Origin of the sequence: Azotobacter bryophylli (assembly GCF_042643485.1) — a bacterium.
GTDB classification, from domain to species: Bacteria; Pseudomonadota; Gammaproteobacteria; order Pseudomonadales; family Pseudomonadaceae; genus Azotobacter; species Azotobacter bryophylli.
In genome coordinates, this window is the sequence record NZ_JBHRSJ010000030.1 from 387 (window position 1) to 24,043 (window position 23,657).

22 protein-coding genes are annotated in these 23,657 nt (G+C 64.3%); 8 read left to right on the top strand and 14 right to left on the bottom strand.

What is annotated here, in order from left to right; genetic code table 11:
- Positions 1-150 precede the first annotated feature (150 nt).
- From msrQ to ACFOJE_RS14265, 6 genes are all read right to left on the bottom strand, one after another.
- Positions 151-768 (bottom strand): protein-methionine-sulfoxide reductase heme-binding subunit MsrQ, encoded by a 618-nt coding sequence (msrQ, locus tag ACFOJE_RS14240; protein WP_377815064.1) that lies wholly within the window; start codon positions 766-768, stop codon positions 151-153.
- A complete protein-coding gene (gene msrP, locus ACFOJE_RS14245; protein WP_377815065.1) occupies positions 768-1,769 on the bottom strand; it encodes a protein-methionine-sulfoxide reductase catalytic subunit MsrP in 1,002 nt (333 codons plus the stop codon). Before msrP ends, msrQ begins: the two co-directional genes overlap by 1 nt.
- A gap of 59 nt (positions 1,770-1,828) precedes the next feature.
- Positions 1,829-2,647 carry a CDP-diacylglycerol--serine O-phosphatidyltransferase gene (pssA, locus tag ACFOJE_RS14250; protein WP_377815067.1) on the bottom strand — a complete coding sequence of 273 codons (819 nt, stop codon included), beginning with the start codon at positions 2,645-2,647 and terminating at the stop codon, positions 1,829-1,831.
- A gap of 151 nt (positions 2,648-2,798) precedes the next feature.
- Positions 2,799-3,815 carry a ketol-acid reductoisomerase gene (ilvC, locus tag ACFOJE_RS14255; RefSeq protein WP_377815068.1) on the bottom strand — a complete coding sequence of 339 codons (1,017 nt, stop codon included), beginning with the start codon at positions 3,813-3,815 and terminating at the stop codon, positions 2,799-2,801.
- Between the two features lie 43 nt (positions 3,816-3,858).
- Entirely contained in the window at positions 3,859-4,350 is a 492-nt protein-coding gene (ilvN, locus tag ACFOJE_RS14260) for an acetolactate synthase small subunit (protein ID WP_377815070.1), read from the bottom strand.
- A gap of 2 nt (positions 4,351-4,352) precedes the next feature.
- Positions 4,353-6,077, bottom strand: a complete 1,725-nt coding sequence (locus ACFOJE_RS14265) for an acetolactate synthase 3 large subunit (protein ID WP_377815071.1) — start codon at positions 6,075-6,077, stop codon at positions 4,353-4,355.
- A 404-nt stretch (positions 6,078-6,481) separates the two neighbouring features.
- Between ACFOJE_RS14265 and ACFOJE_RS14270 the strand changes: the two genes are divergently transcribed.
- A complete protein-coding gene (locus ACFOJE_RS14270; RefSeq protein WP_377815072.1) occupies positions 6,482-6,913 on the top strand; it encodes a DUF4124 domain-containing protein in 432 nt (143 codons plus the stop codon).
- 15 nt (positions 6,914-6,928) lie between these two features.
- On the opposite strand, the gene ACFOJE_RS14275 is transcribed toward ACFOJE_RS14270, so the two are convergent.
- Genes ACFOJE_RS14275 through mrcB form a run of 3 tightly spaced genes read right to left on the bottom strand, consistent with a single transcriptional unit; the run spans position 6,929 to position 10,375 of the window.
- Positions 6,929-7,258 carry a YqcC family protein gene (locus ACFOJE_RS14275; protein ID WP_377815073.1) on the bottom strand — a complete coding sequence of 110 codons (330 nt, stop codon included), beginning with the start codon at positions 7,256-7,258 and terminating at the stop codon, positions 6,929-6,931.
- Positions 7,258-8,049 carry a tetratricopeptide repeat protein gene (locus ACFOJE_RS14280; RefSeq protein WP_377815074.1) on the bottom strand — a complete coding sequence of 264 codons (792 nt, stop codon included), beginning with the start codon at positions 8,047-8,049 and terminating at the stop codon, positions 7,258-7,260. Before ACFOJE_RS14280 ends, ACFOJE_RS14275 begins: the two co-directional genes overlap by 1 nt.
- Before the next feature lie 16 nt (positions 8,050-8,065).
- The gene (gene mrcB / locus ACFOJE_RS14285) at positions 8,066-10,375 is read right to left on the bottom strand and encodes a penicillin-binding protein 1B (RefSeq protein WP_377815075.1); all 2,310 of its coding nucleotides are present in this window, start codon (positions 10,373-10,375) and stop codon (positions 8,066-8,068) included.
- Between the two features lie 116 nt (positions 10,376-10,491).
- Here mrcB and ACFOJE_RS14290 point away from each other — a divergent pair, with 116 nt between their 5' ends.
- On the top strand, positions 10,492-12,054 hold the full coding sequence (locus ACFOJE_RS14290; protein ID WP_377815076.1) for a bifunctional aminoglycoside phosphotransferase/ATP-binding protein: 1,563 nt from the start codon (positions 10,492-10,494) through the stop codon (positions 12,052-12,054).
- 192 nt (positions 12,055-12,246) lie between these two features.
- Here ACFOJE_RS14290 and ACFOJE_RS14295 read toward each other — a convergent pair whose 3' ends face one another.
- Genes ACFOJE_RS14295 through ACFOJE_RS14305 form a run of 3 tightly spaced genes read right to left on the bottom strand, consistent with a single transcriptional unit; the run spans position 12,247 to position 14,974 of the window.
- Positions 12,247-13,158: a ChaN family lipoprotein gene (locus ACFOJE_RS14295; protein ID WP_377815077.1), complete on the bottom strand. Its 912-nt coding sequence runs from the start codon at positions 13,156-13,158 to the stop codon at positions 12,247-12,249.
- 11 nt (positions 13,159-13,169) lie between these two features.
- On the bottom strand, positions 13,170-13,937 hold the full coding sequence (locus ACFOJE_RS14300; RefSeq protein WP_377815079.1) for a heme ABC transporter ATP-binding protein: 768 nt from the start codon (positions 13,935-13,937) through the stop codon (positions 13,170-13,172).
- Entirely contained in the window at positions 13,937-14,974 is a 1,038-nt protein-coding gene (locus ACFOJE_RS14305; protein ID WP_377815081.1) for a FecCD family ABC transporter permease, read from the bottom strand. Before ACFOJE_RS14305 ends, ACFOJE_RS14300 begins: the two co-directional genes overlap by 1 nt.
- A 120-nt stretch (positions 14,975-15,094) precedes the next feature.
- On the opposite strand from ACFOJE_RS14305, the gene ACFOJE_RS14310 reads away from it, so the two are divergent.
- Positions 15,095-15,412, top strand: a complete 318-nt coding sequence (locus ACFOJE_RS14310; RefSeq protein WP_377815083.1) for a Rieske (2Fe-2S) protein — start codon at positions 15,095-15,097, stop codon at positions 15,410-15,412.
- Positions 15,413-15,442: 30 nt separating this feature from the next.
- Here the strand turns inward: ACFOJE_RS14310 and sfsA are convergent, their stop codons facing one another.
- Both sfsA and ACFOJE_RS14320 read right to left on the bottom strand, forming a co-directional pair.
- On the bottom strand, positions 15,443-16,168 hold the full coding sequence (sfsA, locus tag ACFOJE_RS14315) for a DNA/RNA nuclease SfsA (RefSeq protein ID WP_377815085.1): 726 nt from the start codon (positions 16,166-16,168) through the stop codon (positions 15,443-15,445).
- Positions 16,168-17,340 (bottom strand): pyridoxal phosphate-dependent aminotransferase, encoded by a 1,173-nt coding sequence (locus tag ACFOJE_RS14320; RefSeq protein WP_377815087.1) that lies wholly within the window; start codon positions 17,338-17,340, stop codon positions 16,168-16,170. Before ACFOJE_RS14320 ends, sfsA begins: the two co-directional genes overlap by 1 nt.
- 196 nt (positions 17,341-17,536) lie before the next feature.
- Between ACFOJE_RS14320 and dksA the strand changes: the two genes are divergently transcribed.
- From dksA to ACFOJE_RS14345, 5 genes are all read left to right on the top strand, one after another.
- Positions 17,537-17,980, top strand: a complete 444-nt coding sequence (dksA, locus tag ACFOJE_RS14325) for an RNA polymerase-binding protein DksA (RefSeq protein WP_377815089.1) — start codon at positions 17,537-17,539, stop codon at positions 17,978-17,980.
- A gap of 85 nt (positions 17,981-18,065) precedes the next feature.
- Positions 18,066-18,971, top strand: a complete 906-nt coding sequence (gluQRS, locus tag ACFOJE_RS14330; RefSeq protein ID WP_377815091.1) for a tRNA glutamyl-Q(34) synthetase GluQRS — start codon at positions 18,066-18,068, stop codon at positions 18,969-18,971.
- Positions 18,972-19,069: 98 nt separating this feature from the next.
- Positions 19,070-19,246: a hypothetical protein gene (locus ACFOJE_RS14335; protein ID WP_377815093.1), complete on the top strand. Its 177-nt coding sequence runs from the start codon at positions 19,070-19,072 to the stop codon at positions 19,244-19,246.
- Positions 19,230-22,181 (top strand): sensor histidine kinase, encoded by a 2,952-nt coding sequence (locus ACFOJE_RS14340; RefSeq protein WP_377815094.1) that lies wholly within the window; start codon positions 19,230-19,232, stop codon positions 22,179-22,181. Before ACFOJE_RS14335 ends, ACFOJE_RS14340 begins: the two co-directional genes overlap by 17 nt.
- Positions 22,182-22,203: 22 nt before the next feature.
- The gene (locus ACFOJE_RS14345; protein WP_377815096.1) at positions 22,204-23,619 is read left to right on the top strand and encodes a sigma-54-dependent transcriptional regulator; all 1,416 of its coding nucleotides are present in this window, start codon (positions 22,204-22,206) and stop codon (positions 23,617-23,619) included.
- The last annotated feature ends 38 nt before the right edge of the window (positions 23,620-23,657 follow it).

A 23,657-nucleotide genomic window follows, 5' to 3' on the forward strand; every position in this document is an offset into this window, starting at 1 on the left:
TTCGGGAGGCTTCAGAAGCCTCGACACCGTCTGCCAGCAACCCTTCCGACCCCACCCTCTTAGCCAACCCCTTGATTCGAAAGAGGTTTTCCGTGAGGACCGCGCCGGAAGTGGTGCGCATTATAGGGACCTCAAATCTGGCGTCAACACTTAATTGGAAAAAGGTTCTCCCGGCCCTTGAGGAGCACGAGAAGTAAGGGAGGAGAAGAAAGGCGCACGCAATAGCAGTAACAGTAGCCCCAAGCAGGCATAGACCAGCCATTCGAAAAGATCCGCACGCACCACCCAAAACATATGCAACACGATCAATATAAGGGCGGCGTAAACCGATCGATGCAGTCGCTTCCATCTCTTGCCAAGCTTGCGCATGCAGAACCGATTCGAAGTGACGGCAAGGATCAGGAGAACAAGCAATGCCAAAGCGCCAATAAGGATATACGGGCGCCTTTGCAGATCCTTCAACAACTGTCCGCCATCCAGCCCCAACAGAAAGACGGCATAAACCAACATATGGAGCAAGGCATAAGCGAAAGCCCAAAGACCGAGCTGGCGACGTACCGCCATCCATCCCATCCACCGAGTGAGCCGCCACAACGGCGTCATTGAGAGAGTGATCAACAGAAGCATCAGACCACCCAAGCCGAGACGAGCAAGCAGCGTCTTGGCAGGATCAGGCCCCAAGTCGAATCCTATGGCCTGGTAGATCCAGAGCAAAGACGGGATCAGCGCAGCCACGAACACCAAACCACGCCATACGCGGTACTTCATCAATAATTCTTCCGCAGATCGAGCCCCTCATAGAGACTCGCCACTTCGTCATAACCGTTGAATAGCCGGGTGGGAATGAGATTGGGTCGAAACAGACCACTGGGTAGACGCCGCTCGCGGGCCTGACGCCAGCGGGGGTGATCGACAGCCGGATTCACATTGGCATAAAAGCCATAGTCTTCTGGCGCAATGATTTGCCAACTGGTCTTGGGCTGCTCGCGGGTCAGAGTGATCCGCACGATCGACTTGATGCTCTTGAACCCATATTTCCATGGCACAACCAAACGTAAGGGCGCTCCGTTTTGTCCAGGCAAGATCCGCCCATACATACCGACCGCCAGAATAGTCAAGGGATGCATTGCCTCATCCAGGCGCAAGCCCTCGACATAGGGCCAGTCGATCAGGGAAAACCCCGAACGCTGCCCGACCATCCTCCTAGGGTCGTACAGAGCTTCGAAACGCACGTACTGCGCCTGCCCGGTCGGCTCCACCCGACGGAGCAGTTCGGACAAGGGAAACCCCAGCCAAGGGATGACCATCGACCAGGCCTCGACGCAGCGCAGGCGGTAAATCCGCTCTTCGAGACGATGGGGCTGACAGAGCGTATCCAAGGAGTAGCGGCCGGGCCGGGCCACCTCACCATCTATCGCTACGCTCCAGGGTTCGACTTCGAAGTCCACCGCCTGGCGGGCGGGATCTCCCTTTTCCGGACCGAACTCGAAAAAGTTGTTGTAGCTGCTGGCATCCTCGAAGGGGGTTAGTACCTCATTGCCGCTAGATCTGGCCCACTGCGCGGAGGTCAGTTTGTCAGCAAACCAGGGAGGCGATGCAACCTGCCCGACACCGGCATAGCGAGCCCGGGCATCGCCCGCCCCAGGCAATCCCACCATCAACGCCAGCCCTGTAGCTCTACCGATAAGGGCTCGCCGAGACAGATACACCGACTCCGGCGTGACCTCGGATTCGCATGAAGAGGAGGAGGAAGGAAGCTTGATCAGCATGCCGGCTCCGCAACCCAGAGAAGAAAAATCCCTGCACTGCGGAGCACGGAGGGTAGGGCTTATGCCGAACGCTTGCGGCGCCGCATTTGCAACAAGTATTGCACCGGTCCGGAGGCAGCGTAGGCCAAGAAGATCAGCAGCAGGACTCTCGGTGGATCACTGAAGACAACGGCAAAGATCAATACCACCGCCAGGATGGCCACGAACGGCACACGCCCCTTTAGATCCAGATCCTTGAAACTGTAGTACTTGATATTGCTGACCATCAGCATGCCCGCAGCGGCCACCAGTAGTGCGATCAGGAAAGCAATATTCGACCCCTGAACGCCGAAATCGCTGAAAGCCCAGACGGTTCCAGCCACCACACCTGCCGCAGCCGGACTGGCGAGCCCGATGAAGAAGCGCTTGTCCGTCTTGCCGATCTGCGTGTTGAAACGAGCCAGACGCAAAGCAGCGCCGGCCACATAGATGAAGGCGACCATCCAGCCGACTTTTCCCATGCTCCCGAGCGCCCATTCGAAGGCGAGAATGGCCGGCGCCAGACCGAATGCCACCATATCGGACAGCGAATCGTATTCGGCACCAAAAGCACTCTGGGTATTGGTCAGGCGCGCGACGCGGCCATCGAGACTGTCCAGCACCATGGCGACGAAAACCGTGGCCGCTGCTACGTATAGATTCCCGTTGATCGCATTGACGATGGAGTAGAAGCCGGCGAACAGATTGCCCGTGGTGAACAGATTGGGCAGCAGATAGATGCCACGATGACGAACCCTTCGTCCCTCGGCATCATGCCCCTCTTCGATATGCTCATCGATGGGCAGCAGGCTTTCATCTGCAGAGCCCTTGTTGCCAGGCCCTTCGGGGTACTCGCTCATGAACAACACCTTGCAGGTTCGGGAAGAATTCGAAGAGACCCACGGCCAGATACCTATGGACCTCGTTGTGCCGGTCTTATACCAGAAGACCGACCTGAAACGAAAAGACGCGGCCTGGGCCGCGTCTTCTCCTTCTCGCCTAGACCCTTACTTAGTTCTTGGTCTTGTCGACGATCTTGTTGGCAGCGATCCACGGCATCATCGCACGCAGTTTCTCACCGACCACCTCGATACCATGAGCGGCATTGTTGCGGCGATAAGCGGTCATCGACGGATAGTTGGCAGCGCCTTCGGTGATGAACATCTTCGCGTACTCGCCATCCTGGATACGCTTCAGGGCGTTGCGCATCGCCTGACGGGACTGCTCGTTGATCACTTCCGGACCGGTGACGTATTCACCGTACTCGGCGTTGTTGGAGATCGAGTAGTTCATGTTGGCGATGCCGCCCTCGAACATCAGGTCGACGATCAGCTTCAGCTCGTGGAGGCACTCGAAGTAGGCCATTTCCGGCGCATAACCGGCTTCGACCAGGGTCTCGAAACCGGCCTTGACCAGTTCGACGCAACCGCCGCACAGGACTGCCTGTTCACCGAACAGGTCGGTCTCGGTCTCGTCCTTGAAGGTGGTTTCGATGATGCCGGTACGACCACCGCCCACACCGCAAGCGTAGGACAGAGCGACGTTCTTGGCATTGCCGGAAGCATCCTGATAGACGGCGATTAGGTCGGGAATGCCGCCGCCACGGACGAACTCGGAACGCACGGTATGACCCGGAGCCTTCGGCGCGATCATGATCACGTCGAGGTCGGCACGCGGCACCACTTGGTTGTAGTGGATGGAGAAACCGTGAGCGAAGGCCAGGGTTGCCCCCTTCTTCAGGTTCGGCTCGATCTCTTCCTTGTACAGGCGGCCCTGGAACTCGTCAGGAGTCAGGATCATCACCAGGTCGGCAGCAGCGACCGCTTCCTTCACCGGCTTGACGGTCAGGCCATGGGCCTCGGCCTTGGCCACGGAGGAGGAGCCGGAGCGCAGGCCAACAGTGACGTCAACGCCGGAATCCTTCAGGTTGCAGGCGTGAGCGTGCCCTTGAGAACCGTAACCGATGATGGCGACCTTCTTGCCCTGGATGATGGAGAGATCGCAATCTTTGTCGTAATACACTTTCATGAGGTTACCCCTGTTATCTGACCCTGTAGGGCCATTTAAAAAGTTAAATGCTGAGTACCTTGTCGCCACGGGCGATGCCGGTGACGCCGCTGCGCACGGTTTCCAGGATCGAGGAAGTGCCGATGGCACTCAGGAAACTGTCCAGCTTGTCGCTGGTTCCGGTCAGCTGGATGGTGTAGACGCTGGTGGTGACGTCGACGATCTGCCCACGGAAGATGTCGGTGGTGCGCTTGACTTCGGCGCGCTGGGCGCCGGTTGCCTTGACCTTGACCAGCATCAGCTCGCGCTCGATGTGCGTGCTCTCCGACAGGTCCACCAGCTTGACCACCTCGATCAGCTTGTTGAGGTTCTTGGTGATCTGCTCGATCACCTCTTCCTGACCGATGGTGGTCAGGGTCAGGCGCGACAGGGTGGGATCCTCGGTCGGTGCCACGGTGAGGCTTTCGATATTGTAGTTGCGCTGCGAAAACAGGCCGACCACACGGGACAAGGCGCCCGGCTCGTTTTCCATCAACAGGGAAATGATGTGTCGCATGATCAGGTCCGCTCCGTCTTGCTCAGCCACATGTCGCGCATCGCGCCGTCTTTGATCTGCATCGGATAGACGTGCTCGCTGGTATCGACCGCGATATCGAGGAACACCAGACGGTCCTTCATGGCGAAGGCCTCTTCCATCTTCGGCTTGAGATCCTTCAGCTCGGTGATGCGAATGCCAACGTGCCCATAGGCCTCGGCCAGCTTGACGAAGTCCGGCAGGGACTCCATGTAGGAGTGCGAATAGCGGCTGTTGTACTGCATGTCCTGCCACTGGCGGACCATGCCCAGCGCGCCGTTGTTCAGGTTGACGATCTTCACCGGCAGGTCGTACTGCAGGCAGGTCGACATCTCCTGGATGTTCATCTGGATGCTGCCTTCGCCGGTCACGCAAACCACGTCCGCATCCGGGAAGCTCAGCTTGACGCCCATGGCCGCCGGGAAGCCGAACCCCATGGTGCCGAGGCCACCGGAGTTGATCCAGCGATTGGGCTTGCTGAACTTGTAGTACTGGGAGGCGAACATCTGGTGCTGCCCCACGTCCGAAGCGACATAGGCCTCGCCCTTGGTCACTTCGTAGAGCGTCTCGATCACGGTCTGCGGCTTGATGATGCTGCCGTCGCCCTTGTCGTAGGGGAACAGACCGCGGTCGCCGCGCCACTCTTCGATCTGCTTCCACCAGCTGGCAATCACGTCCTTGTTCGCAGTGGTGCCGATTTCTTTGACGATGGCCACCATCTCGGCGAGAACGCTGTCCACCGGGCCGACGATGGGCACATCCGCCTTGATGGTCTTGGAGATCGAGGCCGGGTCGATGTCGATATGGATGATCTTGGCGTTCGGACAGAACTTGGCCGGCCCGTTGATCACCCGGTCATCGAAGCGCGCCCCGACGGCGAGAATCACGTCGGCATGGTGCATGGCCAGGTTGGCGGTGTAGCTGCCATGCATGCCGAGCATGCCGAGGAACTGGCGATCGTTGCCCGGATAGCCGCCGAGGCCCATCAGGGTGTTGGTCACTGGCAGATTGAGCATTTTCGCCAGCTCGGTCAGCGGTGCGGAGGCACCACCCAGGATCACGCCGCCACCGGAATACAGGACCGGGCGCTTGGCCGCCAGCAGCATTTCGGCTGCCTTGCGGATCTGTCCGGAGTGGCCGCGTACGGCCGGGCTGTAGGAGCGCAGCTTGACCTTCTTCGGATAGACGTACTCGAACTTCTGGGTCGGGTCGCCCATATTCTTCGGAATGTCCACGACCACCGGACCGGGACGACCCGATTCGGCGATATAGAAGGCCTTCTTCAGGATCTCGGGAATCTCCGAGGGATGCTTGACGATGAAACTGTGCTTCACGATCGGCCGGGAGATACCGATCATGTCGGTTTCCTGGAAGGCATCGGTTCCCACCATGTTGCTCGGCACCTGACCGGAGATCACCACCATGGGAATGGAGTCCATGTAGGCGGTGGCGATGCCGGTGATGGCATTGGTCGCACCGGGGCCGGAGGTCACCATGACCACGCCGGCCTTGCCGGTGGCGCGGGCATAGCCATCCGCCATGTGGGTAGCTGCCTGCTCGTGACGGACCAGGATGTGAGTGACTTCCTTTTCCTTGAACAGGGCATCATAGATGTGCAGAAGTGCACCGCCCGGATATCCGTAAATGTATTTAACGCCCTCGTCGCGCAGGAAGCGGACGACCATTTCAGCGCCGGATAAAAGCTCCACGTTGATTCACCTCTAGAACGCCAGATAACCGCCCGCGACAGAGCGGCCTGATTAGGTTTACTGCCAAGCAGGGCATGAGCGACTGTAGTCGCCGACAACGTCAGCACTGACTGAGCGAGTATCGGGACACCCCCGGAGTGTGTTGCGGGGCTTCCCACCCAGCGCGAGGTAACGCGTTACGGGTGTATCGGGTCGGCGTGGGTGACGCCTCATGTCTGCCGAGCTGAAGCCAGCTTGCGACCGTCCTCACTACAGCGAACGCAGAATTGTTCGGAATCCCCCCCTGCAAGTCAAGTAATGCGTCAGCTTTCTTCCATGCACCGCTGTGACGGGGTACAGGATGGCGACCACCGGCATTTCGGTATAGTGACGCCCCATCTCCTTAAGCGATTCAAGGAAACAGCATGCGACGCATCACTCTCATCGGCGGCCTGCTGCTCGCGATGAGCGCGACAGCCATGGCCAGTCAGGTCTACACCTGGGTGGACGAAAAAGGAGTCACCCATTTCAGCGAGCAGCCTCCGAACGGCAGACCGGCCGCATCGTTCAGCACCAGCAGCCCGGTCTCCCGCATGCCGCCGCCAGCCAAACTGCCGACACTGGAAGAAAAGAACCCGGAGCAGGAAGCAATCGATAAAAAAGTGAAACGGGAAATCGCGGTCAAGGAGGCGGAGCGGAAGAAATACTGCGAGACGGTACGCACCCGCCTGGCCTATCTGGAGAATAACCCGCGTCTGCGGGCCGAGATCGAAGGAGAAATGCGCAGACTGACCGAAGAGGAACGTCAGGCACGAATCGCCGAAGCGCAAAAAGCCATCAAGGAAAGCTGCGAGTAAACTGGACAGGCGCGCTCAACGAGCGCCCGAAACGAGACGGTCGAACTCGCCGAGAAGCGCCAGAAGACGCCCGACCTCGGCGAGACGCTCCCGGTAGACCACTTCGGCCATGGACAGAATTCCCGAGACCGAGGGAAGTGCCTGGTCGCTTTCGATGATCCCCTTCATCCGCGGCAAGAAAATCCACTGCAGCCACTCCGCGAAGTCCAGCGTATCCACGCAGAAAGGCTGCTCGCTGGCCAAGGCTTCGGCACTAGGCGGCGTAGCTGCCCAGAATCCGAGCAGACGCAGCTCACGCTCGATCAACAGCAGCTGCTCGGCCAGGACCGGGATTCGCTCGTCCATCAGCGCACCACCCGCGCCCGCTCACGGGCCTGGGCCGCCCCCGCCGGGTCGCCCTGACGCTCACGAGCCTGGGCGATCAGACTCCACAGGCTGGCCTGCAGGGCGGGACGGCCGCTGGAGTAGGTCAGCGCACGACGCGCCAACTGCTCGGCCTGGACATCATCCCCCTGAGCCAGACGCACCTCCGCCAGCCGATAGAGAACCTGCGGCTCACGCGGTGCGATGCGCTGAGCCCGCTCAAGGCTGGAGGCCGCACTGTTCAGGTCTCCCCCGCTCTGCTGTTGCTTGGCGGTGGTGAGCAAGGCGAGGACCGGTCCGTCGAGCTGCTCGTCGGCAGCCAGAGCGCCCCCCGAAACGGAACCGCCGCTGGGAATCCCGGTGGGCATTCTGGAGACATAGCCGCCGGAGGCAGCCGACGGCGGCGCCACGGCAGTGGGCTGCGAGGGTGCAACGTACGACGGTTGCGCCGTGACCGGAGCGGAGATCGGTTGCGATGCTACGGGCGCAACGGGAGCCGAACCGATCGGCATACTGGACGAACGGGAAGCCTGGATGGGTGCCGAACGGCTCGCTCCGCTCGGCACCATGACCACTACACCGGAATCCTCGGCGGAGACTGGCCGGGCTTGCCTGACCGGCTGGCGCGCCGTCACGGCCACAGGACCTCGTCCTTCCTGCTCGTCAAAGACCGTACCGCTCTCCTCGACCACCGGGATGGCACCACGATCCACCGATGCACAACCACCAAGCAGCGTCGATGCCACCGCTGCGCCGATCAGCCACTTCTTCACCTGACGCCCTCTCTGCTCAATTCAACCAGCCACGCACCCAGTCCATCACGTTCTCGACCGGTGCCTGAATGCCACAACCGGGTCCGGGCGGCGGTTCGCTGCCCTGGATATAGGGCATCTGTACGGCATTCGGACAACCCGCATCGGTTCCCTGGCCGGTATAGGCATCCACCCAGACCTGAGTGACGTTGTCCGGCAACGGCATCTCCAGGGGCATGGGCTCGGCCCGGCGCATGAAGTCGGTCCACACCCGCAGGGCGCCGGTCGCGCCGGTCAGCGGGGTCTTGCCGTTGTCGTCGCGGCCCATCCAGACCACCGCCAGCAGATCCTGGCTGAAGCCGGCGAACCAGCTGTCACGGGAGTCGTTGCTGGTGCCGGTCTTGCCGGCCAAGTTCAGCGACTGGGGCAGTTGGTTGTAGACCGAACGTGCGGTGCCCTCGCGCATCACTCGCTGCATGGCATTCTGCAATAGATAGATGGCACCCGGATCGAAACGCTGCTGGATCTGGAACGGATAGCGCTTGAGCGGCTCGCCATTCGCCGCCAGCACGCTGCGGATGGCGCGCAGGGGCGTGTTGAAGCCGCCGTTGGCGATGGTCAGGTACATGCCGGACACCTCCATCGGGCTCAGCCCGCCGGCACCCAGCAGCATCGACGGATAGGCCGGCCAGTCGTGCTCGACCCCCAGACGCTGCAGCGTCTTCAGCACGTTCGGCACGCCTAGGTCGAGCCCGAGCCTGGCGGTCGACAGGTTATAGGAGTTGACCAGGCCCTGGTACAGGTAGATGTCGCCATGAACCTTGTGATCGTAGTTCTGCGGACTCCAGACCTGCCCGTCCTTGCCCTTCACCGACAAGGGCGCATCCGCCACCCAGCTGGTCAGGGTGTACTGGCTGGGCTGCTCCAGCGCGGTGAGATAGATCGCCGGCTTGATCAGCGAGCCGATCGGCCGCACCGCGTCCAGCGCCCGGTTGAAACCGGCGAAGCGCGGCTGGCGGCTGCCGAGCAGCGCCTGGATCTCGCCTGTCTCCGGATTGCTCACGACCATCGCCGCCTCGACCTCCTCGCTCCCCTTGCCCAGGCGCTTGAAGGTGTCCTGCAAGGACTGCTCGGCCTTGTTCTGCAGGATCGGATCCAGGCTGGTGAAGATGCGCAGGCCCTCCTCGGTCAGATCGGCCTCCTGGTAATCCTCCCGCAGCTGGCGCTTGACCAGATCGAGAAAGGCCGGATAGGAGGTGTTCGCCAGGCTGCCGCGAGGAGTCACGCCGAGCGGCTTCTGCTTGTTCAGGGCAGCCTGCTCGGGGCTGACCACACCCTGCTCGGCCAGCAGATCGAGGACCAGGTTGCGCCGGGTCAGCGCCTGCTCCGGATTGCGCCGCGGGTTGTAGTAGGTCGGCCCCTTGACCATTCCGACCAACAGCGCGACCTGATGCAGCTGCAACTCGGACAGCGGCTGCCCGAAGAAGTACTGGCTGGCCAGACCGAAGCCGTGCACCGCACGCTGGCCGTCCTGACCGAGGAACACCTCGTTGAGATAGGCCTCGAGAATCTCGTTCTTGTCGTAGTGCAGCTCGAGCAGCACCGCCATCATGGCCTCGGTGGCCTTGCGCGTGATGCTGCGCTCGTTGCTCAAGAAGAAGTTCTTGACCAACTGCTGGGTCAAGGTGCTCCCCCCCTGGCGCACATGACCGGAGGTGGCGTTGATCCACATGGCGCGGACGATGGATTTGGGGGAGACGCCCAGGTGGTTGTAGAACTCGCGGTCCTCCACCGCCACCAGCGTTTCCAGCAGGTAGGGCGGCACCTCGTTCAGCTGGATGAGGATACGGTCCTCGTTGTGCGCCGGATACAAGCCGCCGATCATCAACGGCTCCAAGCGCGCCACGGCCAGCGAGCTGCCATCGGCCCCGCTCAGGCCGGCGACGGAGTTCCCGGCGAAGCGCACGCGGATATGTCGCGCCGGCTCTTCGCCTTCATAAAACTGAAAGCCACGGGTATGCAGCTCGATGGTGTTACCGGCCACCGAGGCCGAACCGGGGCCGTTGACCGCCTCGCGGCGGTAGCCGAGGGCGTCGAGCTCGGTGAGGAAGTCCTGCTTGGACAGCTTGAGGCCGCCGAACAACTCCAGCGGCCGGGCGTATACCTTGGCCGGCACGGTCCAGCGCTTGCCGGAGAATTTCTCCTGTACCACGGCGTCCAGGTACACGGCGAAACCGGCCAGCACCACCAGACCGGCCAGGCACAGTTTCACGGCCCAGCCCAGCCAGTGGCGCAGGCCGCGGGAAGGTCGTTTGGAGCGGGATTTCGAGGGGCGGGTCGTCGTCATGGCGGCGCATTATACGCACTTTACCCATGGCAGGCAGGCACCGCCCAGCTGTTTGCAGAGGGCCCCGCAGCCCCCATAATGCAGCCCTTCCCATATACCCCGAGCAAGGACTGACCGTGAGCCAAGCACTGATCAAAGCCCTGCAGAACCCCGCGCTCTACCCCCATGCGGTGGATGAGTTCCAGGTCGTCGAGACCCACATCTCCTGGGTGCTGCTCACCGGCCCCTATGCCTACAAAGTCAAGAAAGCCGTCAACTTCGGCTTCCTCGACTTCACCGAACTGGCAGCGCGCAAGCATTTCTGCGAAGAGGAAGTGAAGCTGAACCAGCGCCTCACCGACGGCCTCTACCTAGACGTGCTGCCGATCACCGGCAGCATCGAAGCCCCGCGCCTGGGCGGCGACGGCCCGGCGATCGAGTACGCGGTGAAGATGCGCCAGTTCCCACAGAGCCAGCTGCTGGGAGAAATGCAGGCGCGCGGTGAGCTCAAGCCCGAGCATATCGATGCCCTCGCCGAACAGATCGCCCACTTCCATATGAGGGCGCCACGGGTTCCTCTGGAGCACCCGCTGGGCACGCCGGAAGCGGTGATGGCCCCGGTGCGGCAGAATTTCGAGCAGATCCGCCCGCTGCTCAGCGAAGCCGCCGACCTGCAGCAGCTCGATGCCCTCGAGGCCTGGGCCGAAACCAGCTTCGAACGCCTGAGGCCGCTGCTCGCCCGGCGCAAGGCGGAAGGCTTCATCCGCGAATGCCACGGCGACATCCACCTGGGCAACGCCACCCTGCTCGACGGCGAGGTGGTGTTGTTCGACTGCATCGAATTCAACGAACCGTTCCGCCTGATCGACATCGTCTCGGATGCCGCCTTCCTTGCCATGGACTTGGAAGACCGCGGCCTCAAGTCCCTCGCCAGCCGCTTCGTCAGCAACTGGCTGGAGCTGACCGGCGACTATGCCGCCCTGCCGCTGCTCAACTTCTATAAGGCCTACCGCGCCATGGTTCGCGGCAAGGTCAGCCTGTTCCGCCTGTTCCAGGAGGAAAACCCCGAGCAGCGCGCCGCGATCCTGAGGCAGTACCGCAGCTACGCCGGCCTGGCCGAGCGCTACAGCGCCATTCCCTCGCGCTTCCTGGCCATCACCCACGGGGTTTCGGCGGTCGGCAAGAGCTATGTATCGATGCGTCTGGTGGAGGAGTTCGGCCTCATTCGCCTGCGCTCGGACGTCGAGCGCAAGCGCCTGTTCGGCGCGCAGCAGACGACCGAGCAGGGACAGCTGGACACCGGCATCTACCGTCCGCAAGTCAGCGAAGCGACCTACCGGCATCTGCACCAGCTGGCCGGAGAGATTCTCAAGGCCGGCTTCGCCGTGGTGATCGACGCCACCTACCTCAAGCAGGCGCAGCGCGGTGCCGCCCGCCAGGTGGCCGAGGAGAACGGCGTGCCCTTCCTGATCATCGACTGCCACGCGCCGGACGAAGTAATCGCCGACTGGCTGGCCCAGCGTCAGGTCGAGGGACGCGATCCGTCCGATGCCACCCTGGCGGTAGTCAAGGCGCAGCAGGCTTCGCGCGAGCCGCTGAGCGAAGACGAACGGCAACACAGCAAGCCCGTGGAAACCCATCTCGAAGCGAGCTTGGAGGAACTGGTGGAGCGCATCCGCCAACGCCTTCCCGAGCGCTGAGTGGACGCGGCACAGGCCTGCGGATTGAGGGGCGCTTCTCCAGGCGCCTTTCGTCGCCTCGATGAGAATAAATCTCGAAAACCTTGACCGACAAATAAGAATTGTTATTATCTGGCCACTGATCGCGAGATCAGCCGGTAACTGGCAAGAGTCTGGGCAACACTCTTCTCAGGTATCTCCTCATCAGGCTAATCACGGTTTTCGACCCGGCTCTGCCGGGTCTTTTTTTGCCCTCATATCCGCGCAATAGTCCTTCTTCTCGACGCCCGGGGTGAACCAGACGAGATCGGCCTCGTCGGCCCGAACCCGGCTGCCGATCTCGGCCAGCAGCAGCACCAGGCTGCCCGGCTCGCCGCCCAGATCCATCAGATGTCTCGGAACGCCCTGATCGCGACGCACATGATAGGCACCGGCGACCAGCAATGCCGGCGCCGGAGCCGCCAGCAGCCGCTCGGCCATGCGCCGGTCGCGCTGCTGCTGGACGGCGAGCATCGCCGGCCATTGCGACTTCGGCAGCATGCCGCAGTGGGACGCCCCGATCTGCGCAAGCAGAGCCTCCTGCACGCTGGCCGCGGTCGAGGCCCGCCCTTCGAGCGTCGGCCGCTCGGCATAGATGCGCCTGATTTCCTGCGAATCCAGATTGGCGGCCAGCAGCGGATAAGGCTGCGTCAGCGCATAGCGCACCAGCGGACCGTATTGGGCCCAGTCCCAGCCCTTCTGCCAAGCGAGCCGCTCCGGCAGCGCCTGTGGCTCGCGCCCCGCGGCGAACTCGGCCTTGAGTGCATCCACCCGGACCTGCTGATCCGGCTGCAGCATCTCCAGCAACAGACTGCCCTGCCTGCGCCGTTCCGCCATGGCCTGGAGCAGCCAGACCTGCAGGGCATGGTGATCCGGGTTGTCGTGCTGTTCGCCGACCAGAACCCGCGGCGACCGCGCCAGGCGCTCGACCAACTGGTTCGGTGTGAGGGTGGCGCCGCTGCGCAGATCACGAATGACGCCCAACTCTGCATCCTGGCGCCCTTCCGGGGCCTGCCAGGCCGGGAGCGGCGGCAACGAATGGCAGGCGGCGAACAACGCCATGCCGATGAGCAACAGGAAACGCATGGTCAATCTCCTCAACGTGCCACCACCAGCGGGTGCCCCCGCACGGGATGGCGTTGTACCAATACATCCAGGCCGAAGACCGCCTTCAGCACCTCGGCGCGCAGGACCTCCTGCGGGCTGCCGAGCGCCTGCGGCCGGCCGGCGGCGAGCAGGAGCAGACGATCGCAGTAGCGCGCCGCCAGATTCAGATCGTGAAGGATCACCAGCACGGCGACGCCGCGCTCGGCGAAGCCACGCACCGCCTGGAGGATGCTGTGCTGGTGCAGCGGATCGAGCATCGAGGTCGGCTCGTCGAGCAGCAACGTCTGCTCCGCACCGCCCGGCCACAGCTGAGCGAGCACCCGGGCCAGATGGACCCGCTGGCGCTCGCCGCCGGACAGCGTCAGGTAGTTGCGCCCGAGCAGGTGCGCGGCATCGACGGATTCCAGCGCCGCCGCGACTATCGCCTCGTCCTGCGCCCGGCCGCTGGCATGGGGCAACCGGCCGAGGCCGACCACCTCCTCGACGCGGAAGGCGAACTCCAGCGTCGAACTCTGCGACAGCACCGCCAGCCGGCACGCGCGTTCGGGGCCGGGCCAGTCGACCAGCGGACACCCCTCCAGCAGCACCTGCCCCTGGGCCGGGCGCAACTCACCGCTGAGCGCCGCCAGCAGCGAACTCTTGCCCGCGCCGTTGGGGCCTAGCACACCGAGCACCTGGCCGGCCGGCAGGTCCAGGTCGACGTCGCGCAGCACCAGGGCATGCCCGCGCCGCACCGCCAGACGCTCCGCCCGCAGCATCAGTAATTTCCCCGACGCAATAGATAGAGGAAGAACGGCGCCCCGAGCAGTGCCGTGACGATGCCGAGGGGCAATTCGGCAGGAACCAGCAACAGCCGCGCTAGCAGATCGGCGAACAGCAGCAGGCTGGCGCCGGCGAGCATGGCGGCCGGCAGCAGCACGCGGTGATCCGGACCGCAGAGCAGGCGTATCAGATGCGGCACCAGCAGGCCGACGAAGCCGATCAGCCCTGCCGCCGCCACCGCCGCGCCCACACCGAGCGCGGTGCAGAACACCAGCTCGCGCTTCAGGCGCTCCACATCCAGGCCCAGGTGGCGCGCCTCCGACTCGCCAAGCAGCAGGGCATTCAGCGCCTCGGCCCGACGCGGCAGCCAGAAGGCCACGGCTCCGGTCGCCAGCAGCACCGGCCAGAGCCGCGGATAACTGGCACCGGCCAGACTGCCGAGATTCCAGAAGGTCAGCCGGCGCAGGGTCGCATCGTCGGCCAGATAGCTGAACAGGCCGATCGTCGCGCCGGACAAGGCAGCCAGGGCGACTCCGGCGAGAAGCATGGTGGCGACCCGGGTCTGGCCGTCGCGCCGACCGAGCCGATAGACCAGAGCGGTCACCCCGAGCCCGCCGCCGAAGGCGCAGGCCGACAATAAATAGGGCGAAAGCCAGGCCGGCGGCTCCCCCAGGTACGCCGTTCCGACGATGGCCAGCCCCGCGCCCAGGGCCGCCCCGCTGGACACCCCGACCAGCCCCGGATCGGCCAGCGGATTGCGGAACAGGCCCTGCATCGCAACACCGGTCAGCGCCAGCACGCCGCCCACGGCCATCCCCAGCAGGGTGCGCGGCAGTCTGATCTGGCCGACGATCAACTCGGCCCGCTCCAGTCCCGTCCCGGGCAGCGGCAGGCCGAACAGCCGCAGCAAAGCCCGCAGGGTCTCGGTCAGCCCCAGGCTGACCGGTCCGAGCGCCAGCGAAAGCCAGAGCGCGAGCAGCAGCGACAGGCCCAGCGCAGCGAACAGGATACGGGGGCGAACGGATGGAGTCATGGCTGGGTTCTTGGGCCGAATCTGCGCGAAGAATAAGAAACCGCTCGGCGGACCGCCAGCCCACCGGCTTCACGCCATCCTTCCGGAACGGGATAATTCCCGACTTTTTGGAGAGACCACATGCAATTTCTCTGTGCCAGCGCAGAGCTAACCGAGGGGCGTAGCCGTGGCTTCCGGCTGGGCGAGACCCGGCTGCTGGCCGTGCGCAAGGACGGCCGGGTGTTCGTCTACGCGAATCGTTGCCCGCACCGCGGCATACCGCTGGAATGGCAGGCGGACCAGTTCCTCGACCACAGCGGCCGCCTGATCCAGTGCGCCAGCCACGGCGCGCTGTTCCTGATCGAGAACGGCGAATGCATCGCCGGCCCCTGCGCCGGACAGGAGCTGGAGAACTTCCCGTGCCGGGAAGACGATAAAGGCATCTGGGTGGAGCTGTAGAGCGATTCGTTCAACGCTGGCGCCCGCCGCCTACCCTCTACCCTGTGCGTCGGACAGCACCTCCAGCCGGCGCGTCAAACGGATCTCCTCGGGCGACAGTTCGGCACCATAGGCCAGCACCTCGACGCCGGCGGCCAGGGCATCGCGCAGCGCCTGCGCATAGGCCGGATCGATCTCCGCCGCCGGACGCACCGCCTCGATGCCGGACAGATTCACGCAATACAACTGCACCGCACGTATCCCCTGTCGCGCCAGCGCCGTCAGCTCGCGCAGGTGCCTGGCACCGCGCAGGGTCGGGGCGTCGGGGAAGGCGGCGACGGGACTGCCCTCGAAGCCGAGGGTGACGCTCTTCACCTCGACGAAGGCCCTGCCCTGCGGATAGTCCAGACAGAAATCCACCCGGCTGTTCTCCACACCGAAGCGCACCTCGCGGCGGAGTCCGCCGAATCCGGCCAGCTCCGGTATGAGCCCGGCCAGCAGGGCCTCTTCGACCAGCGCGTTGGCCCGCGCCGTGTTCACGCAGGCCAGACGGCCCTGCGGGGTCTGGCTGATTTCCCAGGTGCCCGGCAGCTTGCGCTTGGGATCGTCCGAGCGCTGGAACCAGAGCCGTCCACCCTCCTCCATGCAATTGAGCATCGAGCCGGTGTTCGGGCAGTGGATGCACAACTGCTCGCCCTGCAGAGTTTCGATATCGGCGAGGAAGCGCTTGTAGCGACGCAGCAGGCGTCCTTCCTCGAGCGGCTTTGCATAACGCATCAGGGCGCCCAGCTGTTCAGGCCGCGGGCGATGCGCTCGACGGCCTGCTCCAGGCGCGGCAGGCTCTGGGTGTAGGCGAAGCGCACGTGACGACCGGCCAGGTGCCGGCCGAAGTCGACGCCCGGAGTGAAGGCCACGTGCTCGGTCTCCAGGAAATGCCGACAGAAGTCGAAGGCATCGCCGCCGAAGGCCGAAATATCCGCATAAAGATAGAAAGCCCCCTCGGGCACCACGGCGATGCCGAAACCCAATTCGCGCAGCGCCGGCAGCAGGTAGTCGCGGCGGCGGGCGAACTCTTCGCGGCGGGACTCGAGGATCGCCAGCGTCTCCGGCTCGAAGCAGGCCAGCGCGGCATGCTGGGCCATGCTGGGGGCGCTGATGTAGAGATTCTGCGCCAGCTTCTCCAGCTCCGGGATAGCCGCCTCCGGCGCCACCAGCCAGCCGAGCCGCCAGCCGGTCATGCCGAAATACTTGGAAAAGCTGTTGAGAACGAAGGCGTCATCGTCCACTTCCAGCGCGCTGGTCGCATCCATTCCGTAGGTCAGGCCGTGATAGATCTCGTCCACCACCAGATGGCCGTCGCGCGCCCTCACCGCCCGGGACAGCGCCAGCAGTTCGTCCCGACGCAGCACCGTGCCGGTCGGATTGGCCGGCGAGGCGACCAGGGCGCCGACGCTGTCCCGCTCCCAATGGCGCTCCACCAGTTCCGCGGTCAGTTGGTAGCGCACCTCGGGGCCCACCGGCACCAGCTGCGCGGCGCCCTCCACCAGACGCAGGAAATGGCGGTTGCACGGATAGCCGGGGTCGGCCAGCAGCCAGTGCCGCCCCGGGTCGACCAGCAGACTGCTGGCCAGCAGAAGGGCACCGGAGCCGCCGGGAGTAATCAGGATACGACCGGGGTCCACATTCAATCGGTAACGCCGTTCATAGAAGCCGGCGATGGCCTCGCGCAATTGCGGCAGGCCGCGGGCGGAGGTGTAGCGGGTGTGTCCGGCAGCCAGCGCCGCCTGCCCGGCCGCGACGATCGGTGCGGCCGTGGTGAAATCGGGTTCGCCGATTTCCAGGTGGATCACGTCATGGCCTTCGGCTTGCAACTGGTGCGCCCGCTCCAGCAGAGCCATGACGTGAAAGGGTTCGATGGCGCGGCTGCGCGCACTGTAGGACGTGGCCATTTGGCCTTCCTTCATATCGGGTGAAAGGCCGGATTCTAACCGGGCCTGAGCAGCGTGGCAGCAACTGCTGCAAAGGGAGTGGCGCAGCTGAAACGGTTCTGGTAAGTTCGCCCGCTTGCAGTCGCAGGATGCCGACTTCGTCGGCCAGGGATGCATTTCCTGCGCATATGGATTAGATAGAGCGAGGCGGTCATCCATGCCCACCAAAGCAAAGCAGCAGAACAACCAGTTGGCTCGTGGCTTCGTGCCCTACCCGGAAACCGAGGGCGAGGAGTACATGAGCGACAACATGCGCGCTCACTTCACCAACATCCTCAACCAGTGGAAGAAGGAGCTGATGGAGGAGGTCGACCGGACCGTCCATCACATGCAGGATGAGGCCGCCAACTTCCCGGACCCTGCCGACCGAGCCAGCCAGGAAGAAGAGTTCAGCCTAGAACTGCGGGCCCGTGACCGCGAGCGCAAGCTGATCAAGAAGATCGACGAGACGCTCCAACTGATCGAGGACAACGAGTACGGCTGGTGCGAGTCCTGCGGCGTCGAGATCGGCATCCGCCGCCTCGAAGCCCGCCCCACCGCCACCCTATGCATCGACTGCAAGACCCTGGCGGAAATCAAGGAAAAACAGATCGGTTCCTGATCTGCGACGGGGCGCCATGGCGCCCCGTTTCGTTCCTGTCCGCGGCCACGCCCTTCCGCCTTGACGAGCGGAGCCTAGCCACAGCATGTCACCAGCCATCCCCGCCCCGCCTTCCCCCTATATCGGTCGCTTCGCACCCACGCCCAGCGGTTACCTGCACTTCGGTTCGCTGATCGCCGCCCTGGCCTCCTACCTCGACGCTCGCAGCGTCGGCGGGCAGTGGCTGCTGCGCATGGAGGACATCGATCCGCCCCGCGAAGTCCCCGGCGCCCAGGCCGCCATCCTGCAGACCCTGGAGAACTACGGCTTCGAGTGGGACGGCCCGGTGCTGCACCAGAGCGAGCGGCATGCCGCCTATGCCGAGGTGGTCGAGCGTCTGCTCAACCAGGGCCTGGCCTATGCCTGCACCTGTTCGCGCAAGCGCCTGGAGGGATACGGAGGCATCTACCCGGGGTTCTGCCGGAACGCCGGGCACCCGCCCGAAGATGCGGCCATCCGCCTGCGCGTGCCCGAGCTGAAGTACGGCTTCGTCGACCGGGTCCAAGGCTCCTTCGCCCAGCATCTCGGCCGCGAGGTCGGCGATTTCGTGATCCGCCGCCGAGACGGCCTCTACGCCTACCAGTTGGCGGTGGTGCTCGACGATGCCTGGCAGGGCGTGACCGACGTGGTGCGCGGGGCCGACCTGCTCGACTCGACGCCCCGCCAGCTCTACCTGCAGGAACTGCTGGGACTGCCGCAGCCGCGCTATCTGCACGTGCCGTTGGTCATCCAGCCGGACGGGCACAAGCTCGGCAAGTCCTACCGCTCGCCTCCGCTGCCCACCGAACAGGCCGGGCTACTGCTCCTGCGCACCCTGCGCGCCCTCGGCCAGCAGCCGCCGGCCGCGCTGGCAGGAGCCGCCCCTCGGGAACTGCTCGCCTGGGGTACCGCCCAATGGGATGCCGGGCTCATCCCACGCTGCCGCACCCTGGCCGAAGCCGATCTGCACTGACGCCACCGGCGCCCAGGGCTACTCCCCAGCGGTGGCCGGCCGACCGGCCATTCCGTTACCATCCCCGGCCACACCGCATGTCCCACGAGAGAGATGCCATGTACATCTATCGGCTGGTCCTGCTTCTGGTAGTGGGGATCTACCTGTTTTCCCCGGCCATCATGGACTGGTGGATCGACCCCCAAGGGGCCTGGTACCGCCCCTATTTGCTGTGGCTCATCCTCATCGTGGCCACCTTCATTCTGCAGAGTCAGCCCGATGCCGATGAGCTTTAGTCTGAGCGAACTGTTGCTGATCAGCGTGGCCTACCTGCTGACGCTGTTCGGCGTCGCCTGGCTCAGCGAGCGGGGCCTGATTCCACATCGGATCACCCGGCATCCGCTGGTCTACACGCTGTCTCTCGGCGTGTTCGCCAGCGCCTGGACCTTCTATGGCGCCATCGGCATGGCCCATCAGTACGGCTACGGATTCCTGGCCTGCTACCTGGGGGTTTCCGGGGCATTCATGCTGGCGCCGGTGCTGCTCTACCCGATCCTGCGCATCACCCGCACCTACCAGCTGTCCTCCCTGGCCGACCTGTTCGCCTTCCGCTTCCGCAGCACCTGGGCCGGCGCACTGACCACGCTGCTCATGCTGATCGCGGTGCTGCCGCTGCAGGCCCTGCAGTTCCAAGCGGTCGCCGACTCGGTGGGCATCCTCACCCACGAGCCGGTGAAGGAGCAGGTGGCCCTGATCTTCTGCGCCCTGACTATCCTCTTCACTATCCTCTTCGGCTCCAGGCACATCGCCACCCGCGAGAAGCACGAAGGGCTGGTCTGCGCCATCGCCTTCGAGTCGCTGGTCAAGCTGGGGATCGTCGCCAGCATCGGCATCTACGCCCTGTATCACGTCTTCGGCGGCCCTCACGGCCTGGAGCTGTGGCTGCAGCAGAACGAAGCCGCTCTCACCCCCATGCAATCCCCGCTGCAGGAGGGGCCCTGGCGCACGCTGCTGCTGGTGTTCTTCGCCTCGGCCATCGTCATGCCGCACATGTATCACATGGCCTTTACCGAAAACCTCAATCCGCGCGGTCTGAACAGCGCCAGCTGGGGCGTGCCGCTGTTCCTCCTGCTGATGAGCCTGGCCGTGCCGCTGATCCTCTGGTCGGGAATCAAGCTGGGCGCGAGCACCACGCCGGAGTACTTCATCCTGGGCCTGGGCCAGGCGCTGGACAACAAGCTGCTGGCCCTGCTGGCCTATATCGGCGGCATGTCGGCCTCTAGCGGGCTGATCATCGTGCTGACCCTGGCCTTGTCGGGCATGACCCTCAACCATCTGGTCCTGCCCCTCTATCAGCCGCCAGCCGAGGGCAACATCTACAGCTGGCTGAAGTGGACCCGCCGGGTACTGATCATCACCATCATCGGCGCCGGCTACGCCTTCTACCGGCTGCTGGGATCGCAACAGAACCTGTCCAATCTCGGCATCACCTCCTTCGTCGCTACCCTGCAGTTCTTCCCTGGCGTGCTGTCGATCCTCTACTGGCAGACAGCCAACCGACGCGGCTTCATCGCTGGCCTGCTCGCCGGCATGGCCGTCTGGCTGGTCAGCATGATGCTGCCGCTGCTGGGCGGGCCCGACGGACTGTACCTGCCGCTGCTCGACACCGTCGTCGTCCCTAACGCCGACAGCTGGCACATCGGGGCGATCGCCTCGCTGGCCACCAACGTGCTGGTGCTGTCGCTGGTCTCCCTGTTCAGCGAGCAGAGCCCGGAGGAACGCAGTGCGGGCGAGGCCTGCGCCGTGGACAACGTGCGCCGGGCCCAGCGCCGTGAACTGCTGGCGACCTCGGCCCAGGAGTTCGCCACCCAGCTGAGCAAGCCGCTCGGCGCGAAGATCGCCCAGCGCGAGGTGCGGCAGGCCCTGCGCGACCTGCACCTGCCCTTCGACGAAAGCCGCCCCTTCGCCCTGCGCCGCCTGCGCGACCGCATCGAGGCCAACCTTTCCGGCCTGATGGGGCCGAGCGTGGCCCAAGACATCGTCGAGACCTTCCTGCCCTACAAGAGCGCCAGCGAAGGCTACGTCACCGAGGACATCCACTTCATCGAGAGCCGCCTCGAGGACTACCGCTCGCGGCTGACCGGTCTGGCCGCGGAGCTCGATGCCCTGCGTCGCTACCATCGGCAGACCCTGCAGGATCTGCCGATGGGAGTCTGCTCGCTGGCCAAGGACCGCGAGATCCTCATGTGGAACCGGGCGATGGAGGAACTCACCGGCATTCCGTCCGAACGCGTGGTCGGTTCCAGCCTGTCGACCCTCGACGAGCCGTGGAAGGCTCTCCTGGAGGACTTCATCGAGTGTCCGGACGGCCACCTGCACAAGCAGAAGCTGTCGCTGGACGGCCAGATGCGCTGGCTGAACCTGCACAAGGCGGCCATCGACGAACCCCTGGCGCCGGGCAACAGCGGCCTGGTCCTGCTGGTCGAGGACCTCACCGAGATCCAGCGGCTGGAGCACAAGCTGGTACATTCCGAGCGCCTTGCCAGCATCGGCCGTCTGGCCGCCGGCGTGGCCCACGAGATCGGCAACCCGATCACCGGCATCGCCTGCCTGGCGCAGAACCTGCGCGAGGAGCACGAGGACGATGTCGAGCTGAACGAGATCAGCAACCAGATCATCGATCAGACCAAGCGGGTGACCCGCATCGTCCGCTCGCTGATGAGCTTCGCCCACGCCGGCAGCCACAAGCAGGACAACGAGTCGGTCTGCCTGGCGGACATCGCCCGGGAGGCCATTTCCCTGCTGTCCCTCAACCGCAACGGGGTCGAGGTGCAGTTCTTCAACCTGTGCGACCCCGCGCACTGCGTGGAGGGCGACCCCCAGCGACTCGCCCAGGTGCTGATCAACCTGCTGTCCAACGCCCGCGACGCCTCCCTCCCCGGCAGCGCGATCCACATCCGCAGCGAGGCGACCGAGCACAGCATCGACCTGATCGTCGAAGACGAAGGCACCGGCATCCCGAAGGCCATCATCGACCGTCTGTTCGAGCCCTTCTTCACCACCAAGGACCCGGGAAAGGGCACCGGGCTAGGCCTTGCACTGGTCTATTCGATCGTGGAAGAGCATTATGGACGCATCACCATCGAGAGCCCGGCTGACCCTGAGCAGCAGCGCGGCACCCGCTTCCGGATCACCCTGCCGCGGCACGTCGATGCGACGCCAGCGTCATGAGACCGTCGAGAGAATTCACCCGATGCCACACATCCTGATCGTCGAAGACGAAACCATCATCCGCTCCGCCCTGCGCCGTCTGCTGGAACGCAATCAGTACGAGGTCAGCGAAGCCGGCTCGGTGCAGGAAGCCCAGGAGCGCTACAGCATCCCCAGTTTCGATCTGATCATCAGCGACCTGCGCCTGCCCGGCGCCCCCGGCACCGAGCTGATCCGACTGGCCGAAGGCACCCCGGTGCTGATCATGACCAGCTACGCCAGCCTGCGCTCGGCGGTGGACTCGATGAAGATGGGCGCGATGGACTACATCGCCAAGCCGTTCGACCACGACGAGATGCTGCAGGCCGTGACACGCATCCTCCGCGAGCGGCAGAACGCCCCGCAGACTCCCGCCGCGTCCCAAGGGACCGCAGCAACCAGCCAGTCCGGCGAGGCCCAGAGCGATATCGGCATCATCGGCTCCTGCTCGGCCATGCAGGATCTGTTCGGCAAGATCCGCAAGGTCGCCCCGACCGACTCCACGGTGCTGATCCAGGGCGAATCCGGTACCGGCAAGGAGCTGGTCGCCCGTGCCCTGCACAACCTGTCGCGACGCGCCAAGGCCCCGCTGATTTCGGTGAACTGCGCAGCGATTCCGGAGACGCTGATCGAATCCGAACTCTTCGGCCACGAGAAGGGAGCCTTCACTGGCGCCACGGCCGGGCGCACCGGGCTGGTGGAAGCCGCCGATGGCGGCACCCTGTTCCTCGACGAGATCGGCGAATTGCCACTGGAGGCCCAGGCCCGGCTGCTACGCGTGCTGCAGGAAGGCGAGATCCGTCGCGTCGGGTCGGTCCAGTCGCAGAAGGTCGACGTGCGCCTGATCGCCGCCACTCACCGCGACCTCAAGTCGCTGGCCAAGACCGGCCAGTTCCGTGAGGACCTGTTCTACCGCCTCAACGTGATCGCCCTGAAATTGCCGCCGCTGCGCGAGCGTGGCGGGGATGTCCTGGAAATCGCCAAGGCCTTCCTGCAACGCCAGGCCAAGCGCATGGAGCGTGGCGAGCTGCGATTCGCTCCGGACGCGGAAAAGACCATCAGCCAGTACACCTGGCCGGGCAACGTCCGCGAACTGGAGAATGCCATCGAGCGAGCGGTGATCCTTTGCGACGGCTCGGTGATTTCGGCCGACCTGCTGGGTATCGACATCGAACTGGAGAACCTGGAGGAGGAGGAATACGCCCCTCTCAACCAGGGCAGCGGCGCCAATGAGCCAACCGAGGACCTGTCGCTGGAGGACTATTTCCAGCATTTCGTTCTCGAACATCAGGATCACATGACCGAGACGGAGCTGGCGCGAAAGCTCGGCATCAGTCGCAAATGCCTGTGGGAGCGTCGCCAGCGGCTGGGCATTCCACGGCGCAAACCCTCGGGTGCCTCGACCGCTACCGATCACTGACGGGCAGCGGCGATTTGTTACCCTACCGACCCGAGGTA

Coding starts and splice junctions, on each gene's coding strand:
- msrQ (WP_377815064.1), bottom strand. CDS start 768: ATGAAGTACCGCGTATGGCGTGGTTTGGTGTTCGTGGCTGCGCTGATC.
- sfsA (WP_377815085.1), bottom strand. CDS start 16,168: ATGCGTTATGCAAAGCCGCTCGAGGAAGGACGCCTGCTGCGTCGCTAC.
- pssA (WP_377815067.1), bottom strand. CDS start 2,647: ATGAGCGAGTACCCCGAAGGGCCTGGCAACAAGGGCTCTGCAGATGAA.
- ACFOJE_RS14320 (WP_377815087.1), bottom strand. CDS start 17,340: ATGGCCACGTCCTACAGTGCGCGCAGCCGCGCCATCGAACCCTTTCAC.
- ACFOJE_RS14345 (WP_377815096.1), top strand. CDS start 22,204: ATGCCACACATCCTGATCGTCGAAGACGAAACCATCATCCGCTCCGCC.
- ACFOJE_RS14310 (WP_377815083.1), top strand. CDS start 15,095: ATGCAATTTCTCTGTGCCAGCGCAGAGCTAACCGAGGGGCGTAGCCGT.
- mrcB (WP_377815075.1), bottom strand. CDS start 10,375: ATGACGACGACCCGCCCCTCGAAATCCCGCTCCAAACGACCTTCCCGC.
- ilvN (WP_377815070.1), bottom strand. CDS start 4,350: ATGCGACACATCATTTCCCTGTTGATGGAAAACGAGCCGGGCGCCTTG.
- ACFOJE_RS14270 (WP_377815072.1), top strand. CDS start 6,482: ATGCGACGCATCACTCTCATCGGCGGCCTGCTGCTCGCGATGAGCGCG.
- ACFOJE_RS14275 (WP_377815073.1), bottom strand. CDS start 7,258: ATGGACGAGCGAATCCCGGTCCTGGCCGAGCAGCTGCTGTTGATCGAG.
- ACFOJE_RS14300 (WP_377815079.1), bottom strand. CDS start 13,937: ATGCTGCGGGCGGAGCGTCTGGCGGTGCGGCGCGGGCATGCCCTGGTG.
- ACFOJE_RS14335 (WP_377815093.1), top strand. CDS start 19,070: ATGTACATCTATCGGCTGGTCCTGCTTCTGGTAGTGGGGATCTACCTG.
- ACFOJE_RS14295 (WP_377815077.1), bottom strand. CDS start 13,158: ATGCGTTTCCTGTTGCTCATCGGCATGGCGTTGTTCGCCGCCTGCCAT.
- gluQRS (WP_377815091.1), top strand. CDS start 18,066: ATGTCACCAGCCATCCCCGCCCCGCCTTCCCCCTATATCGGTCGCTTC.
- ilvC (WP_377815068.1), bottom strand. CDS start 3,815: ATGAAAGTGTATTACGACAAAGATTGCGATCTCTCCATCATCCAGGGC.
- msrP (WP_377815065.1), bottom strand. CDS start 1,769: ATGCTGATCAAGCTTCCTTCCTCCTCCTCTTCATGCGAATCCGAGGTC.
- dksA (WP_377815089.1), top strand. CDS start 17,537: ATGCCCACCAAAGCAAAGCAGCAGAACAACCAGTTGGCTCGTGGCTTC.
- ACFOJE_RS14340 (WP_377815094.1), top strand. CDS start 19,230: ATGCCGATGAGCTTTAGTCTGAGCGAACTGTTGCTGATCAGCGTGGCC.
- ACFOJE_RS14305 (WP_377815081.1), bottom strand. CDS start 14,974: ATGACTCCATCCGTTCGCCCCCGTATCCTGTTCGCTGCGCTGGGCCTG.